The organism is Exiguobacterium abrahamii, assembly GCF_015645365.1.
Taxonomy (GTDB): Bacteria; Bacillota; Bacilli; order Exiguobacteriales; family Exiguobacteriaceae; genus Exiguobacterium_A; species Exiguobacterium_A abrahamii.
Genome location: NZ_JADOYC010000010.1, coordinates 1 through 25,500 on the forward strand (window position 1 = coordinate 1; position 25,500 = coordinate 25,500).

At 48.7% G+C, this 25,500-nt stretch carries 26 protein-coding genes; 25 read left to right on the top strand and 1 reads right to left on the bottom strand.

Features of this window, described 5'->3' with window-relative positions; translation table 11 throughout:
- Positions 1-107 precede the first annotated feature (107 nt).
- Genes ITJ88_RS15935 through rsmI form a run of 9 tightly spaced genes read left to right on the top strand, consistent with a single transcriptional unit; the run spans position 108 to position 6,565 of the window.
- Positions 108-1,526 carry an aminotransferase class I/II-fold pyridoxal phosphate-dependent enzyme gene (locus ITJ88_RS15935; RefSeq protein ID WP_195866259.1) on the top strand — a complete coding sequence of 473 codons (1,419 nt, stop codon included), beginning with the start codon at positions 108-110 and terminating at the stop codon, positions 1,524-1,526.
- On the top strand, positions 1,523-2,161 hold the full coding sequence (tmk, locus tag ITJ88_RS15940) for a dTMP kinase (RefSeq protein WP_195866260.1): 639 nt from the start codon (positions 1,523-1,525) through the stop codon (positions 2,159-2,161). The genes ITJ88_RS15935 and tmk overlap by 4 nt, the downstream gene beginning before the upstream one ends.
- Positions 2,158-2,487 carry a cyclic-di-AMP receptor gene (locus ITJ88_RS15945; protein WP_023466519.1) on the top strand — a complete coding sequence of 110 codons (330 nt, stop codon included), beginning with the start codon at positions 2,158-2,160 and terminating at the stop codon, positions 2,485-2,487. The genes tmk and ITJ88_RS15945 overlap by 4 nt, the downstream gene beginning before the upstream one ends.
- Entirely contained in the window at positions 2,487-3,479 is a 993-nt protein-coding gene (locus tag ITJ88_RS15950; RefSeq protein WP_050677360.1) for a DNA polymerase, read from the top strand. The genes ITJ88_RS15945 and ITJ88_RS15950 overlap by 1 nt, the downstream gene beginning before the upstream one ends.
- A 6-nt stretch (positions 3,480-3,485) precedes the next feature.
- Positions 3,486-4,316 carry a PSP1 domain-containing protein gene (locus tag ITJ88_RS15955; RefSeq protein ID WP_029343044.1) on the top strand — a complete coding sequence of 277 codons (831 nt, stop codon included), beginning with the start codon at positions 3,486-3,488 and terminating at the stop codon, positions 4,314-4,316.
- Between the two features lie 8 nt (positions 4,317-4,324).
- Entirely contained in the window at positions 4,325-4,675 is a 351-nt protein-coding gene (yabA, locus tag ITJ88_RS15960; protein ID WP_119182633.1) for a DNA replication initiation control protein YabA, read from the top strand.
- A 51-nt stretch (positions 4,676-4,726) separates the two neighbouring features.
- On the top strand, positions 4,727-5,464 hold the full coding sequence (locus ITJ88_RS15965; RefSeq protein WP_195866261.1) for a tRNA1(Val) (adenine(37)-N6)-methyltransferase: 738 nt from the start codon (positions 4,727-4,729) through the stop codon (positions 5,462-5,464).
- On the top strand, positions 5,457-5,711 hold the full coding sequence (locus ITJ88_RS15970) for a GIY-YIG nuclease family protein (RefSeq protein WP_023466528.1): 255 nt from the start codon (positions 5,457-5,459) through the stop codon (positions 5,709-5,711). Before ITJ88_RS15965 ends, ITJ88_RS15970 begins: the two co-directional genes overlap by 8 nt.
- The gene (rsmI, locus tag ITJ88_RS15975) at positions 5,708-6,565 is read left to right on the top strand and encodes a 16S rRNA (cytidine(1402)-2'-O)-methyltransferase (RefSeq protein ID WP_195866262.1); all 858 of its coding nucleotides are present in this window, start codon (positions 5,708-5,710) and stop codon (positions 6,563-6,565) included. Before ITJ88_RS15970 ends, rsmI begins: the two co-directional genes overlap by 4 nt.
- 35 nt (positions 6,566-6,600) lie before the next feature.
- Here rsmI and abrB read toward each other — a convergent pair whose 3' ends face one another.
- Positions 6,601-6,897, bottom strand: coding sequence for a transition state genes transcriptional regulator AbrB (gene abrB / locus ITJ88_RS15980; protein ID WP_023466531.1), 297 nt, complete (start codon positions 6,895-6,897; stop codon positions 6,601-6,603).
- A 324-nt stretch (positions 6,898-7,221) separates the two neighbouring features.
- Here abrB and metG point away from each other — a divergent pair, with 324 nt between their 5' ends.
- The 16 genes from metG (at position 7,222) to ITJ88_RS16060 (ending at position 25,441) form a co-directional block, all read left to right on the top strand.
- The gene (metG, locus tag ITJ88_RS15985) at positions 7,222-9,201 is read left to right on the top strand and encodes a methionine--tRNA ligase (RefSeq protein WP_255524897.1); all 1,980 of its coding nucleotides are present in this window, start codon (positions 7,222-7,224) and stop codon (positions 9,199-9,201) included.
- Between the two features lie 59 nt (positions 9,202-9,260).
- A complete protein-coding gene (locus ITJ88_RS15990; RefSeq protein WP_023466535.1) occupies positions 9,261-10,028 on the top strand; it encodes a TatD family hydrolase in 768 nt (255 codons plus the stop codon).
- Complete coding sequence (locus ITJ88_RS16435; protein ID WP_195866264.1) at positions 10,025-11,296, top strand: 3D domain-containing protein; 1,272 nt, start codon at positions 10,025-10,027, stop codon at positions 11,294-11,296. Before ITJ88_RS15990 ends, ITJ88_RS16435 begins: the two co-directional genes overlap by 4 nt.
- A 66-nt stretch (positions 11,297-11,362) precedes the next feature.
- On the top strand, positions 11,363-11,920 hold the full coding sequence (gene rnmV / locus ITJ88_RS16000) for a ribonuclease M5 (RefSeq protein ID WP_023466539.1): 558 nt from the start codon (positions 11,363-11,365) through the stop codon (positions 11,918-11,920).
- Positions 11,917-12,795 carry a 16S rRNA (adenine(1518)-N(6)/adenine(1519)-N(6))-dimethyltransferase RsmA gene (rsmA, locus tag ITJ88_RS16005; protein ID WP_195866265.1) on the top strand — a complete coding sequence of 293 codons (879 nt, stop codon included), beginning with the start codon at positions 11,917-11,919 and terminating at the stop codon, positions 12,793-12,795. The genes rnmV and rsmA overlap by 4 nt, the downstream gene beginning before the upstream one ends.
- A gap of 84 nt (positions 12,796-12,879) precedes the next feature.
- Entirely contained in the window at positions 12,880-13,119 is a 240-nt protein-coding gene (locus ITJ88_RS16010) for a Veg family protein (RefSeq protein WP_012368950.1), read from the top strand.
- Between the two features lie 95 nt (positions 13,120-13,214).
- A complete protein-coding gene (ispE, locus tag ITJ88_RS16015) occupies positions 13,215-14,075 on the top strand; it encodes a 4-(cytidine 5'-diphospho)-2-C-methyl-D-erythritol kinase (RefSeq protein WP_023466542.1) in 861 nt (286 codons plus the stop codon).
- A gap of 69 nt (positions 14,076-14,144) precedes the next feature.
- The gene (gene purR, locus ITJ88_RS16020; protein WP_023466544.1) at positions 14,145-14,984 is read left to right on the top strand and encodes a pur operon repressor; all 840 of its coding nucleotides are present in this window, start codon (positions 14,145-14,147) and stop codon (positions 14,982-14,984) included.
- 158 nt (positions 14,985-15,142) lie between these two features.
- Positions 15,143-15,454, top strand: a complete 312-nt coding sequence (gene spoVG / locus ITJ88_RS16025) for a septation regulator SpoVG (protein WP_064301046.1) — start codon at positions 15,143-15,145, stop codon at positions 15,452-15,454.
- A gap of 167 nt (positions 15,455-15,621) precedes the next feature.
- On the top strand, positions 15,622-16,971 hold the full coding sequence (gene glmU / locus ITJ88_RS16030; protein ID WP_195866266.1) for a bifunctional UDP-N-acetylglucosamine diphosphorylase/glucosamine-1-phosphate N-acetyltransferase GlmU: 1,350 nt from the start codon (positions 15,622-15,624) through the stop codon (positions 16,969-16,971).
- Between the two features lie 55 nt (positions 16,972-17,026).
- Positions 17,027-17,983, top strand: a complete 957-nt coding sequence (locus ITJ88_RS16035; protein WP_012368955.1) for a ribose-phosphate diphosphokinase — start codon at positions 17,027-17,029, stop codon at positions 17,981-17,983.
- An 88-nt stretch (positions 17,984-18,071) separates the two neighbouring features.
- Positions 18,072-18,629, top strand: coding sequence for an aminoacyl-tRNA hydrolase (pth, locus tag ITJ88_RS16040; protein WP_023466549.1), 558 nt, complete (start codon positions 18,072-18,074; stop codon positions 18,627-18,629).
- 56 nt (positions 18,630-18,685) lie between these two features.
- Positions 18,686-22,201 carry a transcription-repair coupling factor gene (mfd, locus tag ITJ88_RS16045; protein ID WP_195866267.1) on the top strand — a complete coding sequence of 1,172 codons (3,516 nt, stop codon included), beginning with the start codon at positions 18,686-18,688 and terminating at the stop codon, positions 22,199-22,201.
- Positions 22,198-23,745: a putative polysaccharide biosynthesis protein gene (locus tag ITJ88_RS16050; protein ID WP_195866268.1), complete on the top strand. Its 1,548-nt coding sequence runs from the start codon at positions 22,198-22,200 to the stop codon at positions 23,743-23,745. Before mfd ends, ITJ88_RS16050 begins: the two co-directional genes overlap by 4 nt.
- Entirely contained in the window at positions 23,742-25,172 is a 1,431-nt protein-coding gene (yabN, locus tag ITJ88_RS16055) for a bifunctional methyltransferase/pyrophosphohydrolase YabN (protein WP_064301050.1), read from the top strand. Before ITJ88_RS16050 ends, yabN begins: the two co-directional genes overlap by 4 nt.
- Entirely contained in the window at positions 25,169-25,441 is a 273-nt protein-coding gene (locus tag ITJ88_RS16060) for an RNA-binding S4 domain-containing protein (protein ID WP_023466556.1), read from the top strand. The genes yabN and ITJ88_RS16060 overlap by 4 nt, the downstream gene beginning before the upstream one ends.
- Positions 25,442-25,500 lie beyond the last annotated feature (59 nt).

The following is a 25,500-nucleotide window of genomic DNA, read 5'->3' on the forward strand; positions in this document are numbered from 1 at the left end:
TGGGGGCTTCCCCCTGTGAGGATAGGACGTTGCCAGGCACTTGACCGATCTGCAGATTGCAGGTCGGTCTTTTTGTGTGATCACTTTAGAGGAAAAGGAGTTTTTTCATGAAACACGAACTTCCTATTGTACATGCACTTCAACGTCACTTAGATCGAACGCCCATCTCATGGCATGTTCCTGGTCATAAGAATGGGACATTGACACCTCTTCCTGACTTCTTTAAATGGGACGTCACAGAATTACCTGGTCTAGATGATTTTCATCATCCGGAAGAGGCCATTGCAGACGCGATAGCTTTGCTGCAAAAAGTCTACGGTGCAAAAGCGAGTCATTTCCTTGTGAATGGTTCGACCGTTGGGAACTGGGCGATGCTTGCCGCTACAGCAACAAGAGGAGAGCGTGTTTATGTACAGCGTAATTCCCATAAATCGGTGTTCAATGCGTTAGAATGGCTGGGGATCGAACCGATCTTTCTTGAACCAGACATCCATGAGGAAACGGGAATCAGTGGACATGTTTCACGTGAAACATTAAAGGAAGCGTTTACGAAATACCCAGGAGGAGTCGGCGTGTTTATCACTTCACCGACCTATTACGGGGAAGCAGCTGATATCACGTCACTCGTTCAGCTCACAGCGTCGCACGGGCTCCCTTTATTAGTGGATGAAGCACATGGTGCACACTTCGGTGAAGCATTTGGTGTACGCTCTGCATTTGAATTAGGAGCAACTGCTGTTGTCCAGTCTGCCCATAAAACACTTCCAGCACTGACAATGGGAGCATGGATGCATGAACGATTTTCGGAAAAGATGAGAAGGAAATTACAGCGAGCACTTCAAGCGTTTCAGACCTCGAGCCCTTCATATTTACTGCTCGCTTCATTAGACTATGCCCGTTCTTATCGTGAACAATGGACAGTTAAAGGTATGTCAGAAGTTCAAGCTAGTCATGATGCATTCATCGAAGCACTTCAACGATTCGATCATATGACGGTTCTTCGATTCGATGATTGGTCACGAATGACATTAACGTATGAGGGATATTCAGGAGATGCGTTACTGCACGCGTTACGAGCTGTTCAACTCGATGCGGAATTTGCTCTAGGGGATTACGCCGTCTGTATTTTGCCACTTCGTCCGCTCACAAAGTCTGAGCAGAATGACTGGGTCCACCGTGTCGAACGAGCCATTCAAATGATGAAATCAGAAGGAATTCCTTTGAAAAGGTATATCGAGCAACCAATTATGGGTAAAATACAGGTATCTGCTTTAGCTTGTTCTTATGAACAGTTAGAACAAGCAACAGGTACGTTCCGTCAGCTGGATGAGTGTATCGGTCATGTTTCACTCGAAACGATTATTCCGTACCCGCCAGGTATTCCGTTGATCGTCAGAGGCGAACGCATTACGGCGGAACAGGTACTACGTTTACGACATTATCAAACCGTAGCCGTTCATTTGCAAGGGGGCGAACAATTGCAACGAGGAGCGTTACGCGTCATAGAGGAAGGGTTTGAAGGATGAAAGGTACGTTCATTACTGTCGAAGGACCGGATGGTGCCGGTAAAACGACACAACTACAATTGCTTAGTGATGTGTTAAAAGAAAAAGGCTATAACGTCATGATGACCCGTGAGCCAGGTGGCACACGCGTTGGGAACGAAATTCGTTCGTTGATTTTGAATCCTGATTTTGAAGAGATGAAAGAGATGACAGAAATTCTGTTGTATGCAGCGTCTCGTGCCCAGCATGTCGAGGAATTGATTCGACCAGCGTTAGAGGCAGGCACAATCGTTTTATGTGACCGATTCGTTGATGCGTCACTTGCGTATCAAGGGTATGGTCTTGGACATCCGATTGATCTCGTGCGTCAAATCAACGATTCTGCAACAGGTGGGTTAGCGCCAGACCGAACGTATTTATTTGATTTAACGGTAACGGATTCTAAAAAACGAATGATGGACCGGGGAGCACTTGATCGAATCGAGCAGCGAGATGATGCGTTTCGTGCCCGCGTCTATGAAGGTTTCCAACAGATTGCAGCATCGGATCCGGAACGGGTGCAGATCGTACAAGCCAATCGATCGATTGAAGCGATTCATCAGGACTTAGTGGAAGATGTCATTACCTATTTAGAAGAAAAGGAGAGATTCTCATGAAAATGGTCATTACGATCGTTCAAGATAAAGATAGCTTACGTTTGGCGGAAGCACTTGTCGAGCATGATTTCCGAGCAACGAAACTGGCAACGACAGGTGGTTTTCTTAAAGAAGGGAACACGACGTTCATGATTGGTGTACAGAGTGAGCGTCTCGATGATTTGTTGCGATTGATCAAAAAGAACTGTTCAAGCCGCGAACAGATGGTTTCTCCAATCTCACCAATGGGTGGTCATGCCGATTCTTATATCCCGTACCCTGTTGAAGTCCAAGTAGGTGGGGCAACGGTCTTCGTCTTGCCAATCGAAGGGTTTCATCAATTCTGATGCAGACGTTTCATGAACTGGAACAGACACAATCGGTCATTTCGACGATTCTTCAAAATTCGTTACGAAACGATCGAATCAATCACGCTTATATCTTCACCGGAGACTATGAGCCGCTTCTACTTGAAGCGGCTCACTTGTTCGCGAAAAGCCTTTTTTGTGAGGCCCCGGTTGATGTAGAGCCATGTGGTGTCTGTCGTAGCTGTCGGCGGATGGAAAGTGGCAACTTGGTCGATTATTATGAAATCGAACCAGATGGCGCGACCATCAAAAAAGAACAGATTCAACAATTGATGCATGATCTCTCACTCCGAGGACTTGAAGGCGATCGTCAGATTTATGTCATTACCCAGTCCCATAAGATGACTCCCCAGGCAGCAAACAGTTTGCTGAAGTTCTTTGAGGAACCAGGCGAAGGAAAAGTGGCCTTATTGTTGACGAATCAACCCCAACTCCTTTTACCGACGATTCGATCGCGGGGACAGTTATTAAGTTTTCGTCCAGCGGATCGTCAAATGATTGGCGAGGTTTTATCTGAAAAAACGGGACGGGACCACGAGTTGACGCAATTGGCAGCGCGTGTCTATCCAAAAGTCGAGGATGCAGAAGAAGCATTACTCGAAGACTGGTTTGTAAATGCGCGAGCGTCAGTGTTACAATTGATGGAGGAATTAGCGAATCGTCCGGCTGATTTACCACTGTTCGTACAAGAGAAATGGATGGGACAATTCAAGAACCGTCAGGATGTCCGAATCGGTCTTGAACTCGTCACCTGTTTCTTCGAGGATGTCTTACGTCTGAAACTGAATCCGGCGTGGGAAGGTATGACCTATACGAATAGTAAACCCCAACTTGAACAGATGGGGTCCAAGAGCCAGACGACGATCACCCGCTGGTTGCAAGCTGTGCTTGCGGCAGTAAGACGGGTCGAAGCGAATGTTAATCCCCAATTAACAGTTGAGCGTCTCATGTTTGACTTACAGAAAGGGTAGAGCGACATGCTAGAAGTAGTAGGCGTTCGCTTTAAAGAAGCGGGCAAAATTTATTATTTTGCACCTGGACAAGAGTCATTATCACGAGGACAAGCAGTCATCGTTGAGACGGTACGGGGCATTGAATATGGCGAAGTGGTCATCGCCGATAAACAAATGGACGAAGAAGATGTGGTGTTGCCACTGAAATCCATTCTTCGGATTGCTGACGATAAGGATGCAATGATCGTCCGCGAAAATAAAGTCGCAGCGCTTGATGCGCATGCGGTATGTGTCGAAAAAATCCGTGAACATAAACTCGATATGAAATTGGTCGATGTCGAGTACACGTTTGACCGTAATAAGGTCATCTTCTACTTCACGGCAGAAGGACGTGTTGACTTCCGTGAGCTCGTCAAAGATTTAGCGGCAGTCTTCCGGACGCGTATCGAACTCCGTCAAATCGGTGTTCGGGATGAAGCGAAGTTACTGGGAGGCATCGGTCCGTGTGGTCGTGTCTTATGTTGTTCATCTTTCCTCGGTGAGTTCGAACCGGTTTCGATCAAGATGGCAAAAGATCAAAACCTGTCGTTGAATCCGACGAAGATTTCAGGAGTATGTGGTCGTTTGATGTGCTGCCTGAAATACGAGAATGATACGTATGAAGAAATGCGCCGTGATTTGCCGGACTACGGAAAACGTTTGACAGTACCTGAAGGCGAAGGACGCGTCGTTGGTTTGAACATCCTCGATCAAGTCGTTCAAATCGAACTGAAAGATCGTTCCCGCGTCTTGACGTATTCAATGGAAGAACTATTATCTGTTGGTGCCGTAAAACCAAAACGACCAAAAGAATAACGGGGTGCATACGCGTGGAGAGAGTCGATAAAAAAGAAATCATTACGCGTGTCGATGCGATTGAGCAACAGATTCATTTGCTGACTGAGCATCTGAGCGTGTTAAAGGATCAGCTGGCTTACATGATGGAAGAGAACCAACATCTGTATCTGGAGAATCATCATCTTCGGGAAAAAGTCGAACGCGATGAACAACAGCCGGTCACGGAAGCGGAAGAAGCGGAAGCGGGCGTCGGTGCGGGCTACGATAATCTCGGACGATTGTACCAGGAGGGGTTCCACATCTGTAACTTGCATTATGGACAAGTACGAAAAGACGGCGATTGTCTCTTCTGCTTATCCATGTTAACGAAACATTGAGAGGCTGACTTCTACATGAGTCAGTCTTTTTTTCGGAAAGGAAGGCACGACATGTTTGAACTATTACCAGACGAACGACTTGATTATCTCTTAGGACAAGAAGGGAAGATCATTCAAAGTCCATCCGTCTTCTCGTATTCACTCGACGCGGCACTGCTCGCACGATTTGCATGGGTTCCGATTCAACAAGGACGGATTGCCGATCTCTGCTCAGGAAACGGTGCAATTCCACTCTTTTTATCCTACCGGACGAAAGGGCAGATCACGGGTCTTGAAATCCAGCCGCGACTAGCGGAGATGGCACGACGAAGCGTCACCTTGAATGAACTGAACGACCGGATTGAGATGATTGAAGGGGACGTCAAAGAGGCGGGTACGCGTCTTGGATACGGCATCTATGATGCTGTCACCTGTAATCCGCCATATTTTTTAGCAAACGAGACATCGAACCAAAACCAAAGTGAACATTATACGATTGCACGACATGAAGTCCTCTGTACCCTTGAAGACTGCATTCGAGGTGCATCTGATTTGTTGAAACAAGGTGGAAAGGCAGCGTTCGTCCATCGACCGGAACGACTGCTCGATATCGTTACCTTGATGCGGGCGTATCGCTTGGAACCGAAACGGATGCAGCTGATTTATCCGAAAGCAGGAAAGGAAGCAAACATGCTGTTGATCGAGGGAATCAAGGATGCAAAACCTGGACTGAAGGTGCTCCCCCCATTCATCGTCTATGAAGCGGACAACTCGTATGCGGCTCAGATGAAGGAACTGTTCGATGTCTGAGCATGCAGTCTATATCGTTCGTTGCCAAGATGATACGTATTATACGGGTTACGCGGTAGACGTCACGCAACGCATCGCGACACATAACGCAGGTAAGGGTGCGAAGTATACACGTGCCCGTCTACCGGTCGTCCTCGTTCATCAGGAAGTTTTTGCGACGAAGTCAGAGGCAATGAAGCGGGAATATGCGATTAAACAATTAACCCGTTCACAAAAAGAACGTTTGATTCAAGGAGGAACCTCATGAAAGCGACGAGTAGCTATCAACAGCAAGGAGCCGGTCTCTATATCGTTCCGACACCCATCGGCAATTTAGAAGACATGACGTATCGGGCCGTCCGGATTTTACAGGAATCCGATATCGTCGCAGCAGAAGATACCCGGCAGACGATGAAACTGTTTCGACATTTTTCGATTGAGACGAAGCTTGTCAGTTACCATGAACACAATAAACAAACAAGCGGCGAACGACTCCTCGCTGACTTAGAAGCAGGAAAGCAAATCGCCCTCGTCTCCGACGCCGGTATGCCGGGTATCTCGGACCCGGGAAGCGACTTGATCCGCCAAGCGATTGCAGCAGATATCCCTGTCATCGTTCTTCCGGGTGCGAACGCTGCGTTGACCGCTCTTGTCGCGTCCGGATTATCGACGGAACGCTTTTTATATTACGGCTTTTTGCCACGGAAGAAAAAAGAACGCCGTGAAGCGTTGGAGCAGTTGAAATACGAAACCGGAACACTCGTCTTTTATGAAGCACCGCATCGATTGAAAGAGATGTTGCAAGGGATCGAGGAAGTGCTTGGTGATCGCCAGGTGACGTTAGCCCGGGAACTAACGAAACGGTATGAGGAATACATTCGGGGGAGCGTGAGTGAATTACGCGCTTGGGCAGCAGAAGACGTTCGGGGTGAGTTCGTCGTCCTTGTCGAAGGATCAAACGAAGAACGACCGGATGCGGTCATCCAAGACAGTGATCCGCTCGAGCAAATCCGTCGGTATATCGAGGAAGGCGAAAAGCCGAACGCGGCGTTGAAGCGTGTCGCCAAGGAACGGGGACTGGATCGTCAGGAACTGTACCTCGCGTTTCACGAAGCAGATTAAAAAAAGGAAGCCCCGTCAGGAGCTTCCTTTTTTGCTTATTCGTTGCTTGCGTAATGACGATCGAGGAAATCTTTTAATTCAACGAGAACGCGTTGTGCGCCATCTGGTGAAAGAATCAATTTACCATCAGCCAATTTGAAGTTATCTTCTGATACTTCTCCTGTTACTTGGCAAGTCATGTTTGGTTTATATTTTTTAAGGATGATCTGTTCGTTGTCGACATAAATCTCGAGGGCATCCTTTTCTGCAATTTGAAGTGTACGGCGTAATTCGATTGGAATTACGACACGACCGAGCTCGTCTACTTTACGTACAATACCTGTTGATTTCATTTTGTTGTTCCTCCTTTGATGTCATGGATCTCTTTTTCTTTTGAAAAATCGTCAAAATTCGACATCGTTTCTATAGAATGTAGAATACTAGACTTTCCAAAAGTAGTCAACCAATCTGAATAGCTTGAAATCAAAATGTCATTTATTTCTCAAAAACACCATATTTGAAACGATTTATTAATACATTTTCCCTTTTTAAAGGAAATGAAACTATAGAGTGTGTTTTTTTGTAATTTGATGTCTGATGTCAAAAAATGTTTCGATTCGACAAAAAGTGAGTTTCGACATCAGTCCCGTAACAGCGTATAATAGCCTATAATGAAGATGGAAATCAGAGAACGGAGGAATAACATGGCAAAGACATTTTATATCACGACCCCGATTTATTATCCAAGTGCAAAACTACATATCGGTCACGCGTACACGACGGTGGCTGGAGATGCGATGGCACGATACAAACGACTTCAAGGATTCGACGTCCGGTATTTGACAGGTAGCGATGAGCACGGTCAAAAGATCCAGGAAAAAGCAGCAGAAGCAGGGATTTCAGAACAGGCATTCGTCGACGGTGTCGTCGAACAGATTAAAGTCTTATGGGATCGTCTCGACATCTCGTACGATGATTATATCCGGACGACAGAACCACGCCATAAGAAAGTCGTCGAAAAAGTGTTCGAGACACTTCTTGAATCAGGCGATATCTATTTAGGTGAATACGAAGGATGGTATTCGATTCCGGATGAGACGTATTATACGGAATCACAACTCGTCGACGGGAAGAGCCCTGACAGTGGACACCCGGTCGAACTCGTTCGCGAAGAATGTTACTTCTTCCGGATCAGCAAGTACGCGGACCGTCTGCTTGAGTACTTTGAAGCGAATCCGTCATTCATCTTGCCAGAATCACGTAAACATGAAATGATCAATAACTTCATTAAACCAGGTCTTCAAGACTTAGCGGTCTCACGGACGACATTCAACTGGGGTGTACAAGTCCCGTCGAATCCAAAACACGTCGTCTACGTTTGGATCGATGCGTTGACGAACTACATCTCGTCACTCGGTTACGGTACGGACGATCACGGTAACTTCGATAAGTACTGGCCAGCAGATGTCCATCTCGTCGGAAAAGAAATCGTTCGTTTCCACACGATCATCTGGCCGGCACTCTTGATGGCGCTTGACCTCCCATTACCGAAGAAAGTCTTCGCACATGGTTGGTTGTTGATGAAAGACGGAAAAATGTCGAAATCAAAAGGGAACGTCGTCGATCCGATTCCATTGACGGATCGCTACGGTCTCGACGCTCTTCGTTACTACCTCTTACGGGAAGTGCCATTCGGTTCGGACGGTATGTTCACACCTGAAGCATTCGTTGAGCGGATGAACTATGATTTAGCGAACGATCTCGGGAACTTACTTAACCGGACGATCGCGATGGTCACGAAATACTTTGATGGTGAGATCCCAGCCTATACAGGTAACGTGACACCGTTTGATGCGACACTGTCGGATCTTGCAAAAGAAACGGTCGCGAAAGTCGAAGCATCGATGGAACACATGGAATTCTCTGTCGTACTGTCGAATATTTGGCAATTGATCAGCCGTGCCAATAAATACATTGATGAGACACAACCATGGGTGCTTGCAAAAGACGAATCCAAAACGGCGGAACTCGGTTCTGTCATGGTGCATCTCGTCGGCGTCTTGCGTCACGTCGCAATCATGTTGCAACCGTTCATGACGCGTTCACCAAAAGAGATCTTCGCGCAACTGGGTCTCTCTGGACAAGCGATGGACTGGGCAGCGCTCGAGAAATTCGCAGACATCACACCAGGAACAAAAGTCGGTACAGCGACACCGATTTTCCCACGTCTCGACGTCAAAGAAGAAGTCGAAGCAATCGTCGACATGATGCGTCAAGCTTCTGCAGCACGTGTTGAGGAAGAAGAAGTTGAAGAAGAAGACGAAGATATTCGTCCAGAAACGACAATCGATGTCTTTGACCAGATCGAATTACGTGTCGGTGAAGTCGTGACGGCTGAAAAGATCAAAAAGGCGAAAAAACTATTGAAGCTACAAGTCGATATGGGCAAAGAAACACGCCAAATCGTCTCTGGTATCGCTCAGTGGTATGAGCCGGAAGATTTAGTCGGACGAAAAGTCATCGTCGTGGCGAACTTAAAACCGGTCACGTTACGTGGTGAACTCTCACAAGGAATGGTCCTTGCTGCTGAAAAAGCAGGAAAACTTGAACTGGCGACGGTCCCGTCAACGATGGCGAACGGCGCAAGCGTAAAATAAAACCGATGCCTGTGGACTTCATGTCACAGGCATTTTTTTAAAGAAGGAGTCGAACAGCTATGTTAATCGATACACACACTCACTTGAATGCAGACCAATTTGCGGACGACGTCCACGAGACGATCGAGCGGGCACGCGCGAACGGTGTCTCACCGATGATCGTCGTCGGATTTGATCATAAGACGATTGATCGTGCGATGGAACTCGTCGAAGCGTACGATGATCTTTATGCGGTCATCGGCTGGCATCCCGTCGACTCGATTGATTTTGACGAGGAAGCGTACCAAAAGGTCGAACGGTTGATGGATCATGAAAAAGTCGTTGCGCTCGGAGAAATCGGACTCGACTATCACTGGGACACGTCACCGAAAGATGTACAGCAGGAAGCTTTCCGCAAACAGATCCGGCTCGCGAAGCAGAAGAAAAAACCGATCGTCATCCATAACCGGGAAGCGACAGAAGATACGTTACGGATCCTTGAAGAAGAGGATGCAAAAGAAGTCGGCGGGATTCTGCATAGCTACAGCATGAGTGCTGAATTATTACCACGATGCCTGGCGATGAACTTCTACATTTCACTCGGAGGTCCCGTTACGTTCAAGAATGCGAAGATGCCGAAACGTGTCGCGCAGGAAGTCCCGCTCGATCGTCTACTCGTTGAGACGGATTGTCCGTACCTGACACCAACACCGCACCGCGGTAAACGCAACGAACCGGCTTACGTCCGATTCGTCGCCGAAGAGATCGCGCAGCTCCGTGGCATGATGTACGCTGACGTCGAAGCAGCGACGACGGAAAATGCAAAACGGGTCTTCCGTTTGCCATGATGCGTTCGTTGACGTTCATTACGATCGGGTGCAGCCTGCTACTTGCGGCTGCACTCGTCTATGGGATGATGGATCATCCACAAACCGTGACTGTCTTGATTGATGGTCAAGAACAACACATTGAAACGACAGCTGACTCTGTCTATGGAGCACTTGAAGAAGCCGGTATTACGACGCGTGACAATGATGTGATTGAACCGGCACTCAGTGCCGACCTGCCGGAAAAACGATTGATCGTCATTCAGCGGGCGAAAGAAATCACGCTGATCATGGGCTACGGTGAGTCCCGTCGCGTTCGAACGCAAGCACGCCAAGTGAAGGATTTGCTGGCAGAACGCGGCATCAAAAAAGCGGATACCGATGATATTTATCCGTCGTCTGACGCTGTGTTGACGAACGGAATGACAGTTCGGTACCGGGAAGCTTTTCCCGTTGATCTCGTCGTCGGTGGAAAAGCCCGACAAATCTACACGTATGAGACGTCAGTTCGGGAATTGTTAGCACGGGAAGGAATCCGTCTGCAAAAGGAAGACCGGGTCGCTCCGGATCCCGATACCCGCGTGACGGAAGGGACGTTGATCACGGTCAACACGACACGTCGTGCGACGTTGACGCAAGAACAGCTCGTGCCGTTTGAGATTGAAGAGGTCGAGGACCCAACTCTACCGGAAGGTCAGCAACTCGTGACGGCATCAGGTCGTCCGGGTGTCCGAACGAAAAAGTATCAATTGACGCTCGCTGACGGTCTCAGTAAAGAAAAAAAACTGATTGGTGATCAAGTGACGCAGACACCGATCAAACAAGTCGTCAAAGTTGGAACCAAGCCGGTTGAGACACCTGTCGAAGCACCAGTCTTCAACGAAGAGCAGGCGACCAATCCACTAGCCGAAACACCGAAAGCTGATGCAGATCTTGATTTTTCAAGTGCGAAGAGCTTGATGGTCGAAGCGACGGCGTATACGAACGACCCAGCTTCGAACGGCAGTCGTTTGTACAACGGACGTGCCTTGACCGCGACCGGGTATGACGTGACGGATACGATCACCTATCAAGGGATGCCGATCATCGCGGTTGATCCGAAAGTCATTCCGCTCGGAACGAAAGTCTACGTCGAAGGAGTGGGGCTTGCGATTGCTCTCGATACCGGTGGCGCCATCAAAGGCAATAAGATCGATGTCTTGGTCGACGGAGAACAAACAGCGAAGACGTTCGGTCGAAAACAACTGCAAGTCTGGGTCATTCCTAGTGCAACGGAAGCGGACACGTGACGCTTCCTTGTTTTTTTCGTGGAAACAGGTACAATTACGAGAGTGTTTGAAGAAGGTGGAGAGATCATGCGGAAACGCTTAAAAGAAGTCATCGTCGTCGAAGGACGAGATGATACGACACGATTACAAGAAGTCTTTGATGTCGATACAATTGAAACGAACGGCTCAGCCGTTAATGAACAAACGATGCAACGCATCGAGAAGGCACTGGAACGACGCGGTGTCATCATCTTCACGGATCCTGATTTTCCAGGAGATCGTATCCGTGCCCGAATCAATGAGCGCGTACCAGGCTGTAAACATGCCTATCTTCCACGAGCTCAAGCAAAAGATAAACGAGGGAAAATCGGTGTAGAACATGCCTCACCTGCCGCAATCGAAGAGGCGCTCGCTGCTGTCTATGAGACGGAAGAAGCACCGGTTGCCGAAGTGACACGTGAAATGATTCTAGCAGCCGATTTGATTGGTGGACCAGCAGCCTCGATCCGTCGTCGTCGTCTCGGTCAGATTCTTGCGATTGGTGAACCAAATGCAAAACAACTCGTCAAACGCGTCGCATCGATTCGGATCACGCGGGCAGAATGGGAAGCGGCGTTGAAACAATTAGAGGAGGAAGAAGTTTGAAAGACATTGCTACATTGCACCGGACGAAGGAAATTTTAGCGAAACATGGCTTTTCGTTTAAAAAATCGTTAGGACAAAACTTTTTAATCGATTTAAACGTATTAGGAAACATCGTCGGGGCAGCTGGATTAACGCCTGAAAGCGGCGTACTCGAGATCGGACCAGGAATCGGCTCACTGACGGAACAATCAGCGAAACAGGCGAAAAAAGTCGTCGCTCTTGAAATCGATCAACGGTTGCTACCGATTCTTGACGATACACTTTCACCGTATCCTCATGCGAAGGTCATTCACGGCGATGCCCTTGAACTGGATCTTTCGACGATCGTCGCAGAAGAGTTCACGCAAGAAGGCATCACTGACATTGCTGTTGTCGCGAACCTCCCGTATTACGTCACGACACCGATCATCATGCGGATTCTCGAAGCGAAAGCACCGTTTCGGACGCTCGTCATGATGATTCAAAAGGAAGTCGCTGAACGAATCGGAGCAAAACCGGGCACGAAAGCATACGGTTCTCTATCGATCGCGATTCAGTATTATGCAGAAGCTGAAGTCTGCTTCACGGTTCCAAAACAAGTCTTCATTCCGGCACCAAACGTTGATTCAGCTGTCATCCGTTTGAACATTCGAAAAGAGCCGGCGGTACAGACACAGGATGAGGCCCTCTTCTTCGAAATCGTCCGAGCAAGTTTTGCACAACGTCGGAAAACGATTTTGAATAACTTGACGACCCACTTCGGGAAGACGGAAAAGGCGGCGGTCGAAGCGGCATTGTTAGAAGCCGGAATCGAACCACGTCGTCGCGGAGAAACGCTCAGCCTGCAGGAATTCGCACAGTTAGCGGATGCACTTTTGCCAATTAAAAAACGTTGACGGATACGATTAGAACAGATATAATATTTCCCCTTTCTAATATTTATTTAATATGCTATAATAAATATTAGTGAGGTGAAGCGTATGCCAAAGACGTTGAACGAAATCAGACATGTTTTCGAAACACATGTTGGTGAAAGACTGACGCTAAAAGCAAGCGGCGGTCGTAAAAAGGTCGTAACCCGAATCGGAACGCTCGTTGAGACGTATCCTTCGGTGTTTGTAGTCAAGCTAGACGCAGAGCGCCACAATGTCGAGCGAGTTTCTTATAGCTACGCCGACGTGCTAACAGACTCCGTACAAATCGAATTTGCGAATTCGTAAACTTACCTTCCGAAGCGGACAAAATGTTCGCTTCTTTTTTTGTGGAAAGGTTGATACAATTCCTACAGGAAACGAACTAGAGGAGGAACGGCACGATGACGATTATTGTAAAGGCTCCGGCCAAGATCAACCTAGTCCTGGATGCGACGGCAAAGCGCCCGGACGGCTATCACGATGTACATATGGTGATGACGACAGTCGATTTGGCAGACCGTCTAGAATTGACGGAGCTGCCGTCAGGAGAAATTCGAATGAATGCCCAGCATGCTTACGTTCCGAATGACGAACGTAATCTTGCGTATAAAGCAGCAGCAATCTTAAAAGAAAAATACGACGTCAAGACAGGGGTCGAAATCTTCTTAGAGAAACACATCCCGGTCGCAGCGGGACTTGCCGGTGGTTCCAGTGACGCGGCAGCGACGTTACGTGGTTTGAACGAGTTATGGCAACTCGGTTTGACGCTTGAAGAGTTGGCGGAAGTCGGCGCGGCGGTTGGCTCTGACGTACCGTTTTGTGTCATGGGAGGAACAGCGATCGCAACGGGTCGCGGAGAGAAGTTAGAAAAACTAGTCTCACCACCCCCATGTTGGGTCGTTCTTGCCAAACCGACGATTGGTGTCTCGACGGCTGACGTCTATGGTGCCCTCGACTTGAACACGGCAAAACGTCCGAACGTCGAAGCGATGATCGATGCGGTGAAGGCACAGGATTTCCAAGGTATTTGCCAATCACTCGGGAACGTTCTCGAATCGGTCACGTTGCCGATGCACCCGGAAGTCGAGCAAATCAAGGAATTCATGGCGAGTTGTGGCGCAGAAGGCGTCTTAATGAGCGGAAGTGGTCCGACGGTCTTTGCGTTGACGGAACATGAGAATCGGGCACAACGTCTCTATAATGGATTACGTGGCTTTTGTAACGAAGTCTACGTCGTTCGTCTTTTAGGCGAAAACCATTGATAATATCCGTATGAAAATGATATATTCACTATTGAATATTCGGAATTACGGAGAGGTGGAACAAAACAAATGAAAATTCGGAGAAGTGGTCGATTGGTCGACATGACGCGGTACTTGCTTGACCATCCCCATCATCTCGTCTCATTGACGATTTTTGCAGAACGCTATAAATCGGCGAAATCGTCGATCAGTGAAGATTTAGATATCGTCAGCGAGATGTTAGAACATGAGGGAACGGGTCGTCTCGTCACGGTACCAGGTGCTGCGGGTGGCGTCATGTTCATCCCGACGTGGAGCAGTAAGAAGGCGTTACCGTTCATTGACGATCTATGTGAGCGTGTCGCACGTCCAGATCGACTGTTGCCAGGGGGATACCTTTATTTGACGGACTTACTCGGGGATCCGAAGATGGTCAAACAAATGGGGCAAGTGTTTGCATCTGTCTTTAGCCAAAAGAAAGTCGATGTCGTCATGACGATCGCGACGAAAGGGATTCCACTTGCTTATGCGGTCGCTGAGCAACTGGGTGTGCCGTTCGTCATCGTGCGTTCGGATAGTCGCGTCACGGAAGGTTCAACAGTCAGCATCAACTATGTCTCAGGATCTTCAAAAGCGATCCGGACGATGGCACTCGCGCGCCGAAGTTTACCACGCGGAGCGAACGTCTTATTGATCGATGACTTCATGAAAGCCGGCGGAACGATTCGCGGAATGATGAGTCTCTTGAGCGAGTTCGAAGCAAAGGTCGCAGGTGTGGGTGTCTTGATCGAGGCAGAGGGTGCCGAGAAGAAGATGGTCAACGAATACGTCAGCTTAATGAAATTAGCGGACGTCGACGTCGATCTTGGTCAAATTCAAGTCAAGCGTGGAAACGTCGATCACTATTTCTCGGAAGCAGAGACTACCTGAAATTGACAGCCGCATGGATTGTAACTATACTGTAATTATCAAACTTTTGGAAATTATGCGTAAAAAGATTGGGAAAGACTAAACCTTTGTTTGTTTTAAGCCGTAAGTAGAAGTAGACAACGAAGAGTTGTGACAACGGTTAAAGGGGTGCGGACAAAATGAACGTTACGGACGTTAAAATTCGTCGCGTCGTGGCAGAGGGTCGAATGAAAGCACTTGCCTCTATTACGCTCGACCACGAATTCGTGGTACATGATTTGCGTGTGATCGAAGGGAACAGTGGTCTCTTCGTCGCCATGCCAAGCAAACGAACGCAAGAAGGTATCTTCCGGGATGTCGCTCATCCAATCAATGCATTAATGCGAAAAAAGGTCGAAGATTCAGTACTCGAAGCCTATGCGGCACGTGAGGATCAAGAAGAAGGTCTCGGTTACGAAGTCTCTTCTGCCCAAACGACAGATCAAGCATAAGAAAAAGACAGGTTTTCTCTTCTTGGGAAAACCTGTCTTTTTTATCGTTTTTTCCTCAATTCCGCTTCGTCCCATCATTGAATAACGATGCCATTTTCGTTATAGTTGGAACGAGTGTACTATTTCAGAACGAAATCAACACTAATTTACGTGGAGGAGCGACAAGGATGAATCATTTCGCGGTAATTCTAGCAGCGGGTAAAGGAACTCGGATGAAATCGAAGCTTTACAAAGTACTTCACCCAGTCGCTGGGAAACCTATGGTACAGCACGTCGTCGATCAATTAGCGACGCTCGGCGTCAAGCGACAGGTCGTCATCGTCGGTCACGGTGCGGAATCCGTCAAAGAAGTGCTTGGCACATCGGTGGAATACGCACTTCAAAGTGAGCAGCTTGGCACAGGACATGCTGTTCAAATGGCAGAACCCGTACTCGGGAACGAACAGGGAGCAACACTCGTCGTCTGTGGCGATACACCACTCTTGACGAGCGACACACTAGCTTCATTGTTACAACATCATACGGAGACGAACGCAAAAGTGACCGTCTTGACAGCACTCGCTGACGATCCGACAGGTTACGGACGAATCGTGCGTGGCGAAGATGGAAACGTCTCGAAAATCGTTGAGCATAAGGATGCGAATGCAGAAGAGCTCGCGATTCGGGAAATCAATACCGGTACGTATGTCTTTGATAACGAGATGTTGTTTGCGACGCTGAAGCAGGTCAAGAACGATAACGCACAAGGTGAGTATTACTTACCAGACGTGATTGAGATTGCAAAGGCAGCAGGCGAAACGATTGCAGCGTATGCGGCACCTACGTTTGAAGAGACGATTGGTGTCAATGACCGCGTCGCACTTGCGCAAGCAGAAACATCGATGCGCAAACGGACGAACGAGTACTGGATGCGTCAAGGTGTCACGTTCGTTGATCCATCTTCGACGTATATCGGACCGGACGTCACGATTGGTTCAGATACTGTTCTTTATCCAGGAACGCAATTACTCGGTCACACGGTCATTGGTTCAGAATGTACGATTGGTCCGAACTCGGATATCCGCAATAGTGAAGTGGCAGATGGCGCCATCGTTCGTCAATCCGTCGTCACGGATAGCAAGATTGGTCCAGCGGCACAAGTCGGTCCATTCGCGCATTTACGTCAACAAGCGGTTCTCGGTGCGAACACACGCGTCGGAAACTTCGTTGAGATCAAGAAATCAACATTCGGTGAAGGTAGCAAATCAGCCCACCTGAGCTATGTCGGAGATGCGACGATCGGAGAGAACGTCAATCTCGGTTGTGGATCAATCACGGTCAACTACGATGGAAAAAATAAATTCCAGACGATCATTGAAGACGATGCCTTCATCGGCTGTAACGTCAACTTGATTGCACCGGTCACGGTCGGCAAGAACGCCCTTGTTGCTGCCGGATCAACCGTCACGGATGATGTGCCGGAAAACGGTCTCGCGATCGCACGGGAACGTCAAACGACGAAACCTGATTATCGTTAATTCATTACTTGTCGCTCTACTCGTCTAAACCCAAACAAATGGAGGCCACCTACACATGTCTACTGTCTTAGAACATGAAATTCGTATTTTCGCACTCAACTCGAACAAACCATTGGCAGAGGAAATCGCTAAAGTCATCGGAATCCCGGTCAGCGAAAGTTCAGTCAAACACTTCAGTGATGGCGAAATTTCGATGAACATCGAAGAAAGTGTCCGAGGAGATGATATTTACATCATTCAATCGACAAGCCAACCAGTCAACGAAAACCTGATGGAACTTCTCATCATGATCGATGCACTGAAACGGGCGTCTGCACGGACGATCAACGTCGTCATTCCATATTACGGTTATGCGCGTCAAGACCGCAAAGCACGTTCACGTGAGCCAATTACGGCGAAACTCGTTGCGAACTTGCTTGAAGTAGCAGGGGCGACACGCGTCGTGACGATGGATCTCCATGCAGCACAAATCCAAGGGTTCTTCGATATTCCAGTAGATCAATTGATGGGTGTACCGCTTCTCGCTTCATACTTCGAGAAAAAGAACATCGATCCAAACGAACTCGTCATCGTTTCTCCAGACCATGGCGGTGTCACACGGGCACGTAAATTAGCAGAACAATTAAAAGCACCAATCGCGATCATCGACAAACGCCGTCCGAAACCGAACGTCGCAGAAGTCATGAACATCGTTGGTCAAGTCGATGGTAAGATTGCCATCATTATCGATGACATCATTGATACAGCGGGTACGATCACACTTGCAGCGAACGCTTTGATCGAAAACGGAGCGAAACAAGTCTATGCATGTTGTACACACCCTGTTCTTTCGGGTCCGGCAATGGAGCGAATCGAGAACTCAGCGATCGAAGAACTCGTCGTCTTGAACACGATCGACTTGACACAACGCGAATGTGCAAGCAAAATCAAACAAATCTCTGTGGCACGCTTGCTTGCAGAAGCAATCATCCGTGTACACGAACAGAAATCAATCAGCCCGCTCTTCAGCTGATTGCTTGATGCATACGAACGACGTGGTCCGGTTTATTGAAATCGGACCCTTGTTCGTTTACTTTTTTTAATAGAAATGAGGAATCGATATGAAATGTATCGTCGGATTAGGGAATCCTGGTGCGAAGTATGCGAATACGCGCCACAACATCGGTTTTCTTGCGATTGATGCCTTAGCGGAGAAGCACGGGATCAAGCTTTCAGAATCGAAGTTTAAAGCCCTCTTCGGAACGGGAATGATAAACGGAGAACGTGTCGTGCTCGTCAAGCCATTGACGTATATGAACTTATCAGGTGAAGCGGTACGACCGTTACTTGATTTCTATAAAATCGCGGTCGAAGATGTGCTCGTCATCTATGACGATCTGGACTTGCCGCTTGAGAAATTACGGTTGCGTTCAAAAGGCAGTGCAGGCGGTCATAACGGCGTCAAGTCGTTGATCCAGCACCTCGGTACGCAGGAGATCAAGCGCCTTAAGCTCGGCGTCGGTCGACCACCGGCACCCATCCAAGTCATTGACTGGGTGTTAATGAATTTTTCGAAGGCGGAGCAAGGAAGTCTGCAACACGTACTCAATGCGTCTGTCGATGTAGCGACGGACTTCATAGACACACCGTTTCTCGCTTTGATGAATCGGTATAACTGAACGCAACGCTTTGGGGTTCCAAAGCGTTTTTGCTGTCGTGTTTTAGGAGGAAGAAGATGAAACAATTACAAGAACTCTTACTAGCGATTCCTGAAATCAAGACGGTTCGGGAACGCTTCCGGGACGGTGTCAACGCTCAGTTGATCACCGGTCTGATGAACAGTGGGAAAGCGTTGTTCGTCGCCGGGATTTATCAGGAGACGAAACGTCGATTCGTACTCGTGACACATAATATGTTCCAAGCACAAAAGTTGTACGATGATTTGATTGAACTCGTACCGGAAGAAGACGTCATGCTCTATCCGGTTGATGAGACGTTAGCAGCAGAACTTTCTTATGGCGCAAGTCCAGAACTGCGGGCGACGCGGATCGAGACCCGTCATCGTTTACTGACGACGGACGACGGAATTTTGATCATTCCGCTCGTCGGTTTACGTCGATATGTTCCTGATGCACAGACGTTCCTGTCACACGTCAAACAAGTGAAGCCGGGCGACATCTTATCGATTCCGGACTTCGTCCAGGATTTAGTCGATGCGGGGTACGAACGGACAGCGACCGTGACGACGCCTGGTGAGTTTGCTGTTCGCGGAAGTATCATCGATATTTATCCGCTTACGGTCGAACGCCCATACCGGCTCGATCTATTCGACGAGGAAGTCGACTCGATCTATACATTCGATGCGGAGACCCAGCGTTCGCTTGGCGTCGTCGCAGAAGCATGTTTGATGCCAGCGGCGGAACACTTCGCGACGAAGGATCAGTTGAAGGACGCAGGTGAAAAAGTCCGTCGTCTTTATGAGGCGACGAAAGAGCGCGTCCAAAGTACGGAAGTCCTCGCGGCACTTGAAGAGGGAATTGCTTATGACGTCGAGTTGTTAGAAAACGGCGATCGTCCGAAACAGTTTGCGAAGTATGCACCGATCCTCTACACGTCGACGCTACGTCAAGACGTGACGGGAAGTGTCTTGATCGTCGATGAAGTCGCACGGGTCGAAGAAGCGGCGGAAGTCCAGGATGCAGAGGAAGCAGAATGGATGGCGTCGCTCATTGAACGCGGACAAAGCGTCAGTGATTACGTCCTGTCGGTTCCGATGGCGCATGTCTTTGAAGGACAACCCTTGTTGTACCTCTCGCTCCTACCGACCCGCCGGAGCGGGGTACCGGAAAGTGCGGCGATCCATTTCAGCATCAAACCGATTGCGCCATTCCATGGTCAGATGGAACGCCTGAAGCAAGAAGTCGAGCGATATCGTCGCGCGGACATGTGGATGGTCTTCTTAGCGAGTAACCGAGAACGTGCCGAGCGGATGCGTCAGACGTTATCCGACTATGGGGTCGAAGCGTCGATCGTAACGAAAGAAAGCATCACTCGTGGTCAACCCGCGATCCTGATTGGGGGAATCCATGGTGGATTCGAGATGACGAATGCGCGTCTCGTCGTCATCACGGAAGAAGAAGTCTTCAAGCAACCAGCGCGTCGCCGGAAGCAGACGACGAAGCTGACGAACGCTGAACGGATCAAGAGCTACCAAGAATTGAAGACAGGTGATTACGTCGTTCATATTCATCATGGGATTGGACGATACCACGGCATCAAGACGATTGATGTAGCCGGTAATCATCAGGATTATCTCCATCTCGTTTACGCGGGAGAGGACTCGTTGTATGTTCCTGTCGATCAGATCGACTTGATTCAAAAGTATGTCGGCGCTGAAGGAAAAGAGCCGAAGATCTATAAACTCGGCGGGACAGAATGGAAAAAGGTCAAAGCGAAGGTTCAAAAATCGGTTGAAGATATTGCTGATGAGTTGATCAAGCTTTATGCGGCTCGTGAAGCTGCCGTCGGTTTTGCGTTCCCAGAGGATGACGATAACATGCAAGCATTCGAGGCTTCGTTCCCGTACGAGGAAACGGTCGATCAATTGCGATCGATCGCTGAAATCAAGAAGGATATGGAACGTCCGCGTCCGATGGATCGTCTATTATGTGGCGACGTTGGATACGGGAAAACGGAAGTGGCGATTCGAGCAGCGTTCAAGGCGGTCATGTCTGGAAAACAAGTCGCGTTACTCGTACCGACGACCGTCCTTGCACAACAACACTACGAAACGATGCTTGAGCGATTCAGTGAATGGCCGATTCGTGTGTCGGTCATGAGCCGGTTCCGTTCGCCAGCAGAATTAAAGGCGACGAAACAAGGACTAAAAGAGGGAACGATCGATGTCGTCGTCGGGACACACCGTGTGCTGTCGAAAGACGTCCAGTTTGCTGATATCGGATTATTGATCATTGATGAAGAGCAACGATTCGGTGTGAAACACAAAGAGCGTCTGAAACAGTTGAAGACGAACGTTGATGTCTTGACGTTGACAGCGACACCGATTCCGCGAACATTGCACATGTCGATGATTGGGATCCGCGATCTCTCGGTCCTTGAGACACCACCTGAAAACCGTTATCCGGTCCAGACGTATGTCATGGAATACGACGGAATCGTCATGCGGGAAGCACTCGAGCGAGAACTCGGTCGGGGGGGACAAGCGTTCTTCCTTTATAACAGGGTCGAGGGTATCGAGCGAAAGGCAGAGGAGATTCGCGCGCTCGTACCGGAAGCACGGATTGTCACGGCGCACGGTCGGATGACGGAAACTGAACTCGAGAGTCAGTTGATCGCGTTCTTCGAAGGGGACGCGGATGTTCTTGTCAGTACGACGATCATCGAGACAGGAATCGACATTCCGAACGTCAATACGTTGATCGTTCATGACGCGGATCAAATGGGCTTATCCCAACTGTATCAATTACGCGGTCGTGTCGGTCGGTCAAGCCGCGTCGCCTATTCGTACTTTACGTATCGTCCGCAAAAACGATTGACGGAAGTAGCGGAAAGTCGTCTGCAGGCGATTAAGGAATTCACGGAGCTCGGTAGCGGCTTTAAGATCGCGATGCGTGACTTATCGATTCGTGGTGCCGGGAACTTACTCGGTTCCCAACAATCGGGCTTCATCGACTCCGTTGGTTTCGATCTTTATTCGCAGATGCTCGCAGAAGCGGTTGAAGAACGCAAAGAGCGGATGAAAGGTAAAAAACGCGTTCAGAAATTCGTTCCCGAGTTCACGTTCAGTCTTGATGCGTATATTCCATCACACTACATGACGGACTCCGAGCTGAAAATCGAGTTTTATAAACGTTTGAAATATGTCGATACCGTCGACAGTCTCGAACAACTTGAAACAGAGATGCTCGAACGATTCGGTGAGTTCCCAGATGAGGTTGCGCGTTTAATTCAATTGACGCGGATGCGGATTTTTGCCGAGCGGGCGCGTGTCGAGCGCGTTAAACAAACTGATCCGAAAATCGAGATCGTCTTGTCGCTCCAATCTACACAGCAGCTTGACGTGGCGGACTTCGTCAAGTGGACCGTTCCGCTTGGACGTGGTCTAGGGATGGGACAACAAGAACAGAAACTCGTCTTGACGCTGAACCGCAACAAGCAGTCGACGCAACAGATGACGATGCAGGCAGAACAGTTGCTAGCAGAGCTTGATCGTCGGCTCGTCGCACGATGAATAGACGAACGATTGCGCAAGGCGCAGCACTACTTGCAATCTCTAGTTATATCTCGAAACTGCTCAGCTTCTTTTACCGGATTCCGTATCAGAACCTTGCTGGTGATTTCGGATTGTATGTCTATCAGACGGTCTATCCCTTATTCGCGATAGCGGCAGCGCTTGGAATTTATGCGCTGCCCGTCATCGTGGCGAAGTTGACGCTTCACCACCCGGATGAGAAACGGGAAGTCCTTTGGTCGATTTTTTATGTCTTACTTGCGATGACGGTCTTTTTTGGTCTGCTCGGATGGTGGATTGCCCCGACACTCGCGGGCTGGTTCGGCGATGCAAAACTGGTCGTGCCCCTGCGTGCGGTGACGTGTACGTTTTATTTACTACCGGTGATTGCTGTTCTGCGAGGCATGTTTCAAGCAGATCTCGAGATGCGACCGACGGCTGTATCCCAAGTCTCTGAAAATGCCGTCCGTGTCGGACTCTTGTTGCTCGTGACCTATATCGGCGTCTCGATGCAGGCAGATCCGTACTGGATTGGTGCCAGTGCCCATCTGACAGCAATCGGCGGCAGCATCGTTTCGTTATTCGTCCTGTTACGTTTTGCGAAAGGGAAGATCGGTCGCCCTGTGTTTTCAGGTATTCATGTACGTCGGGTTGGGAAAGTGCTCGTGACAAGCGGGGTGGCGGTCAGTATCGCCTCACTTGCTTTATTGCTGATGCAATTGATCGATGGATTGACATTCGTCAATCTACTTGGCAATACGACGGAGACGAAAATTGAAAAAGGGGTGCTCGATCGTGGGTATCCGTTACTCCAATTCGCAATTCTCTTTGCAACGTCGATGAGTCTTGCGAGTGTTCCGTCCTTATCAACCGCATATCGAAAGCATGATCCGCAGATGATGCGTCAACAACTCGAGACATTACTCCGTTCCGGTCTGTTGATTGCCGCTGCAGCGACAATCGGACTGATGGGTGTGATGCGTCCGCTCAATATTGCGTTATATCAAGATGACCAGGGAACAGCAGGGTTGATTTGGCTCGCGGCGACGGCATTTGCCGCTTCGATTGCGATGATGATCATCTCTTGTCTCCAGTCGGTCGATGCTGAAAAATATGCGCTCGTTGGTGTTCTTGTCGGATTAGGGGCGAAGCTCGTTCTGAATCTCTATTTCATTCCCCGATATGGTATGATCGGGGCGGGTATGGCGACATTTGGCGGCTTTGCCGTCATGGCGGCAGCACAATGGACTTTATTGAACCGAAAGTTCGGTCGCGTATCGGCAGGAAACACGTTCTACCGACGACTGGTCTTACCTGTGCTCGCCATGGGTGTGTTTCTGTATCTGATCGAAACGTTCTTCCAGCTGTTTGAGCTTGAGACACGAATCGGTGCGGCACTCGAAGTCGGCGTCCTTGTCGTCGGTGGTGCCATCATTTATGGCAGTATGGCATTACGCGTCCGTGCATTAACAGAACAAGAGTGGGCGCTGTTGCCTTTAGGAGATAAGTTATATCAGATGTACCAACGTAGGAGGAGTATATGACACACCGAATCACGATCGTCGGCCTTGGCGTCGGCGAACTCGAACAATTGCCGTTTGGCATCTATCGATTATTAAAAAACACGACACAGCCTGTCTATTTGCGGACAATGGATCATCCAGTCGTTTCAGAACTCGCAGCAGAGGGAATGAACTTTACATCATTTGACTCGGTTTACGAACGACATAGTCGATTTGAAGACGTATACACAGAAATCGTTGAGGAATTGCTTCGCCTCTCAAAGACGACGGACATCATCTATGCCGTCCCAGGTCATCCACTGGTCGCTGAGAGTACCGTCCAACAGTTATTAGAGCGGACGGACGCGGTCGACGTTGTAGGCGGACAAAGTTTTCTTGATCCGATGTTCGCGGCGCTTGGTGTGGATCCGATTGAAGGATTCCAGTTGCTTGATGCGACGGCGTTTGCCGTCGATGAAGCACAGATCCGTCAACATCTGCTTATTGGACAAGTCTATGATGCGCTCGTCGCCGGTGATTTAAAGGTTCAGCTGATGGAACGTTATCCGGACGAACATTTGGTCACTTTGGTCACGGCAGCGGGGACAAGCAAACAAACCGTGCAAAGCGTGCCGTTATATGAACTCGATCATGTGACGACGCTCAGTAACTTGACGACAGTTTATGTTCCGCCTGTCACGGATGAGCAGACGTTGAACCGTGATTTCGCAACATTAAAAGAAATCATCGCGCGATTACGCGGAGAAGGTGGTTGTCCATGGGATCAAGAGCAGACACATGAGTCCTTAAAACGTCATTTAATCGAAGAATCTTACGAATTACTGGAAGCAATCGACCTTCAGGACGATAACTTAATGATAGAAGAGCTAGGAGACGTCCTTTTACAGGTCATGCTCCACGCACAAATTGGTCTAGATGAAGGGTATTTCGACATTCGAGATGTCATCGGAAGCGTCAGTGATAAGATGATTCGTCGTCATCCACACGTCTTCGGAGAAACGATTGTCGATTCTTCAGCAGACGTCGTTTCGAACTGGCAAGACATCAAAGCACAAGAAAAACCGGAGCGGACTTCCTTGCTCGATGGCGTAACAAAAGGAGCACCTGCCTTGATGCGCGCAGAAGATATTCAAAAGAAAGTGGCGAAAGTCGGTTTTGAATGGAGTGACGTCGAGGGTGCACTTGAAAAAGTAATCGAAGAGTTACGTGAATTGAAGGAAGCCGCACCAGAAGAACGACTAGGTGAATTCGGAGACGTTCTGTTTTCGATGACACTCGTCGGGAAATACCTTGGTCTCTCGGCAGAAGAGGGGCTACAACAGACGAATGATAAATTCATCCGTCGCTTTACGCGAATGGAACAGCTAGCGGATCGACCGCTCGTTGAGATGACGCTTGAAGAGCAAGATTCACTCTGGCATCAAGCGAAGCAGGAGGAACAGTCATGAGACTTGATAAATTTTTAAAAGTATCGCGTCTGATCAAACGACGGACGCTTGCAAAAGAAGTAGCCGATCAAGGTCGGATTACGATCAATGGTAATGTGGCGAAAGCAAGTAGCACGGTAGCAGCAGGTGATGAGATGACGATCCGGTTCGGAAACAAGATTGTTACGGTTGCGATTTCGAGTATTAAAGAACATGCGAAAAAAGAAGAAGCGTCTGATATGTATGAGATCATCCGTGAAGAAAAGGTGAATTCCGAAGAATCGATGTAATTTACCGGAAAAAGGAAGTATACTAAAGAGTGTCAGGGATGACCACTCAGAAAGAGGAG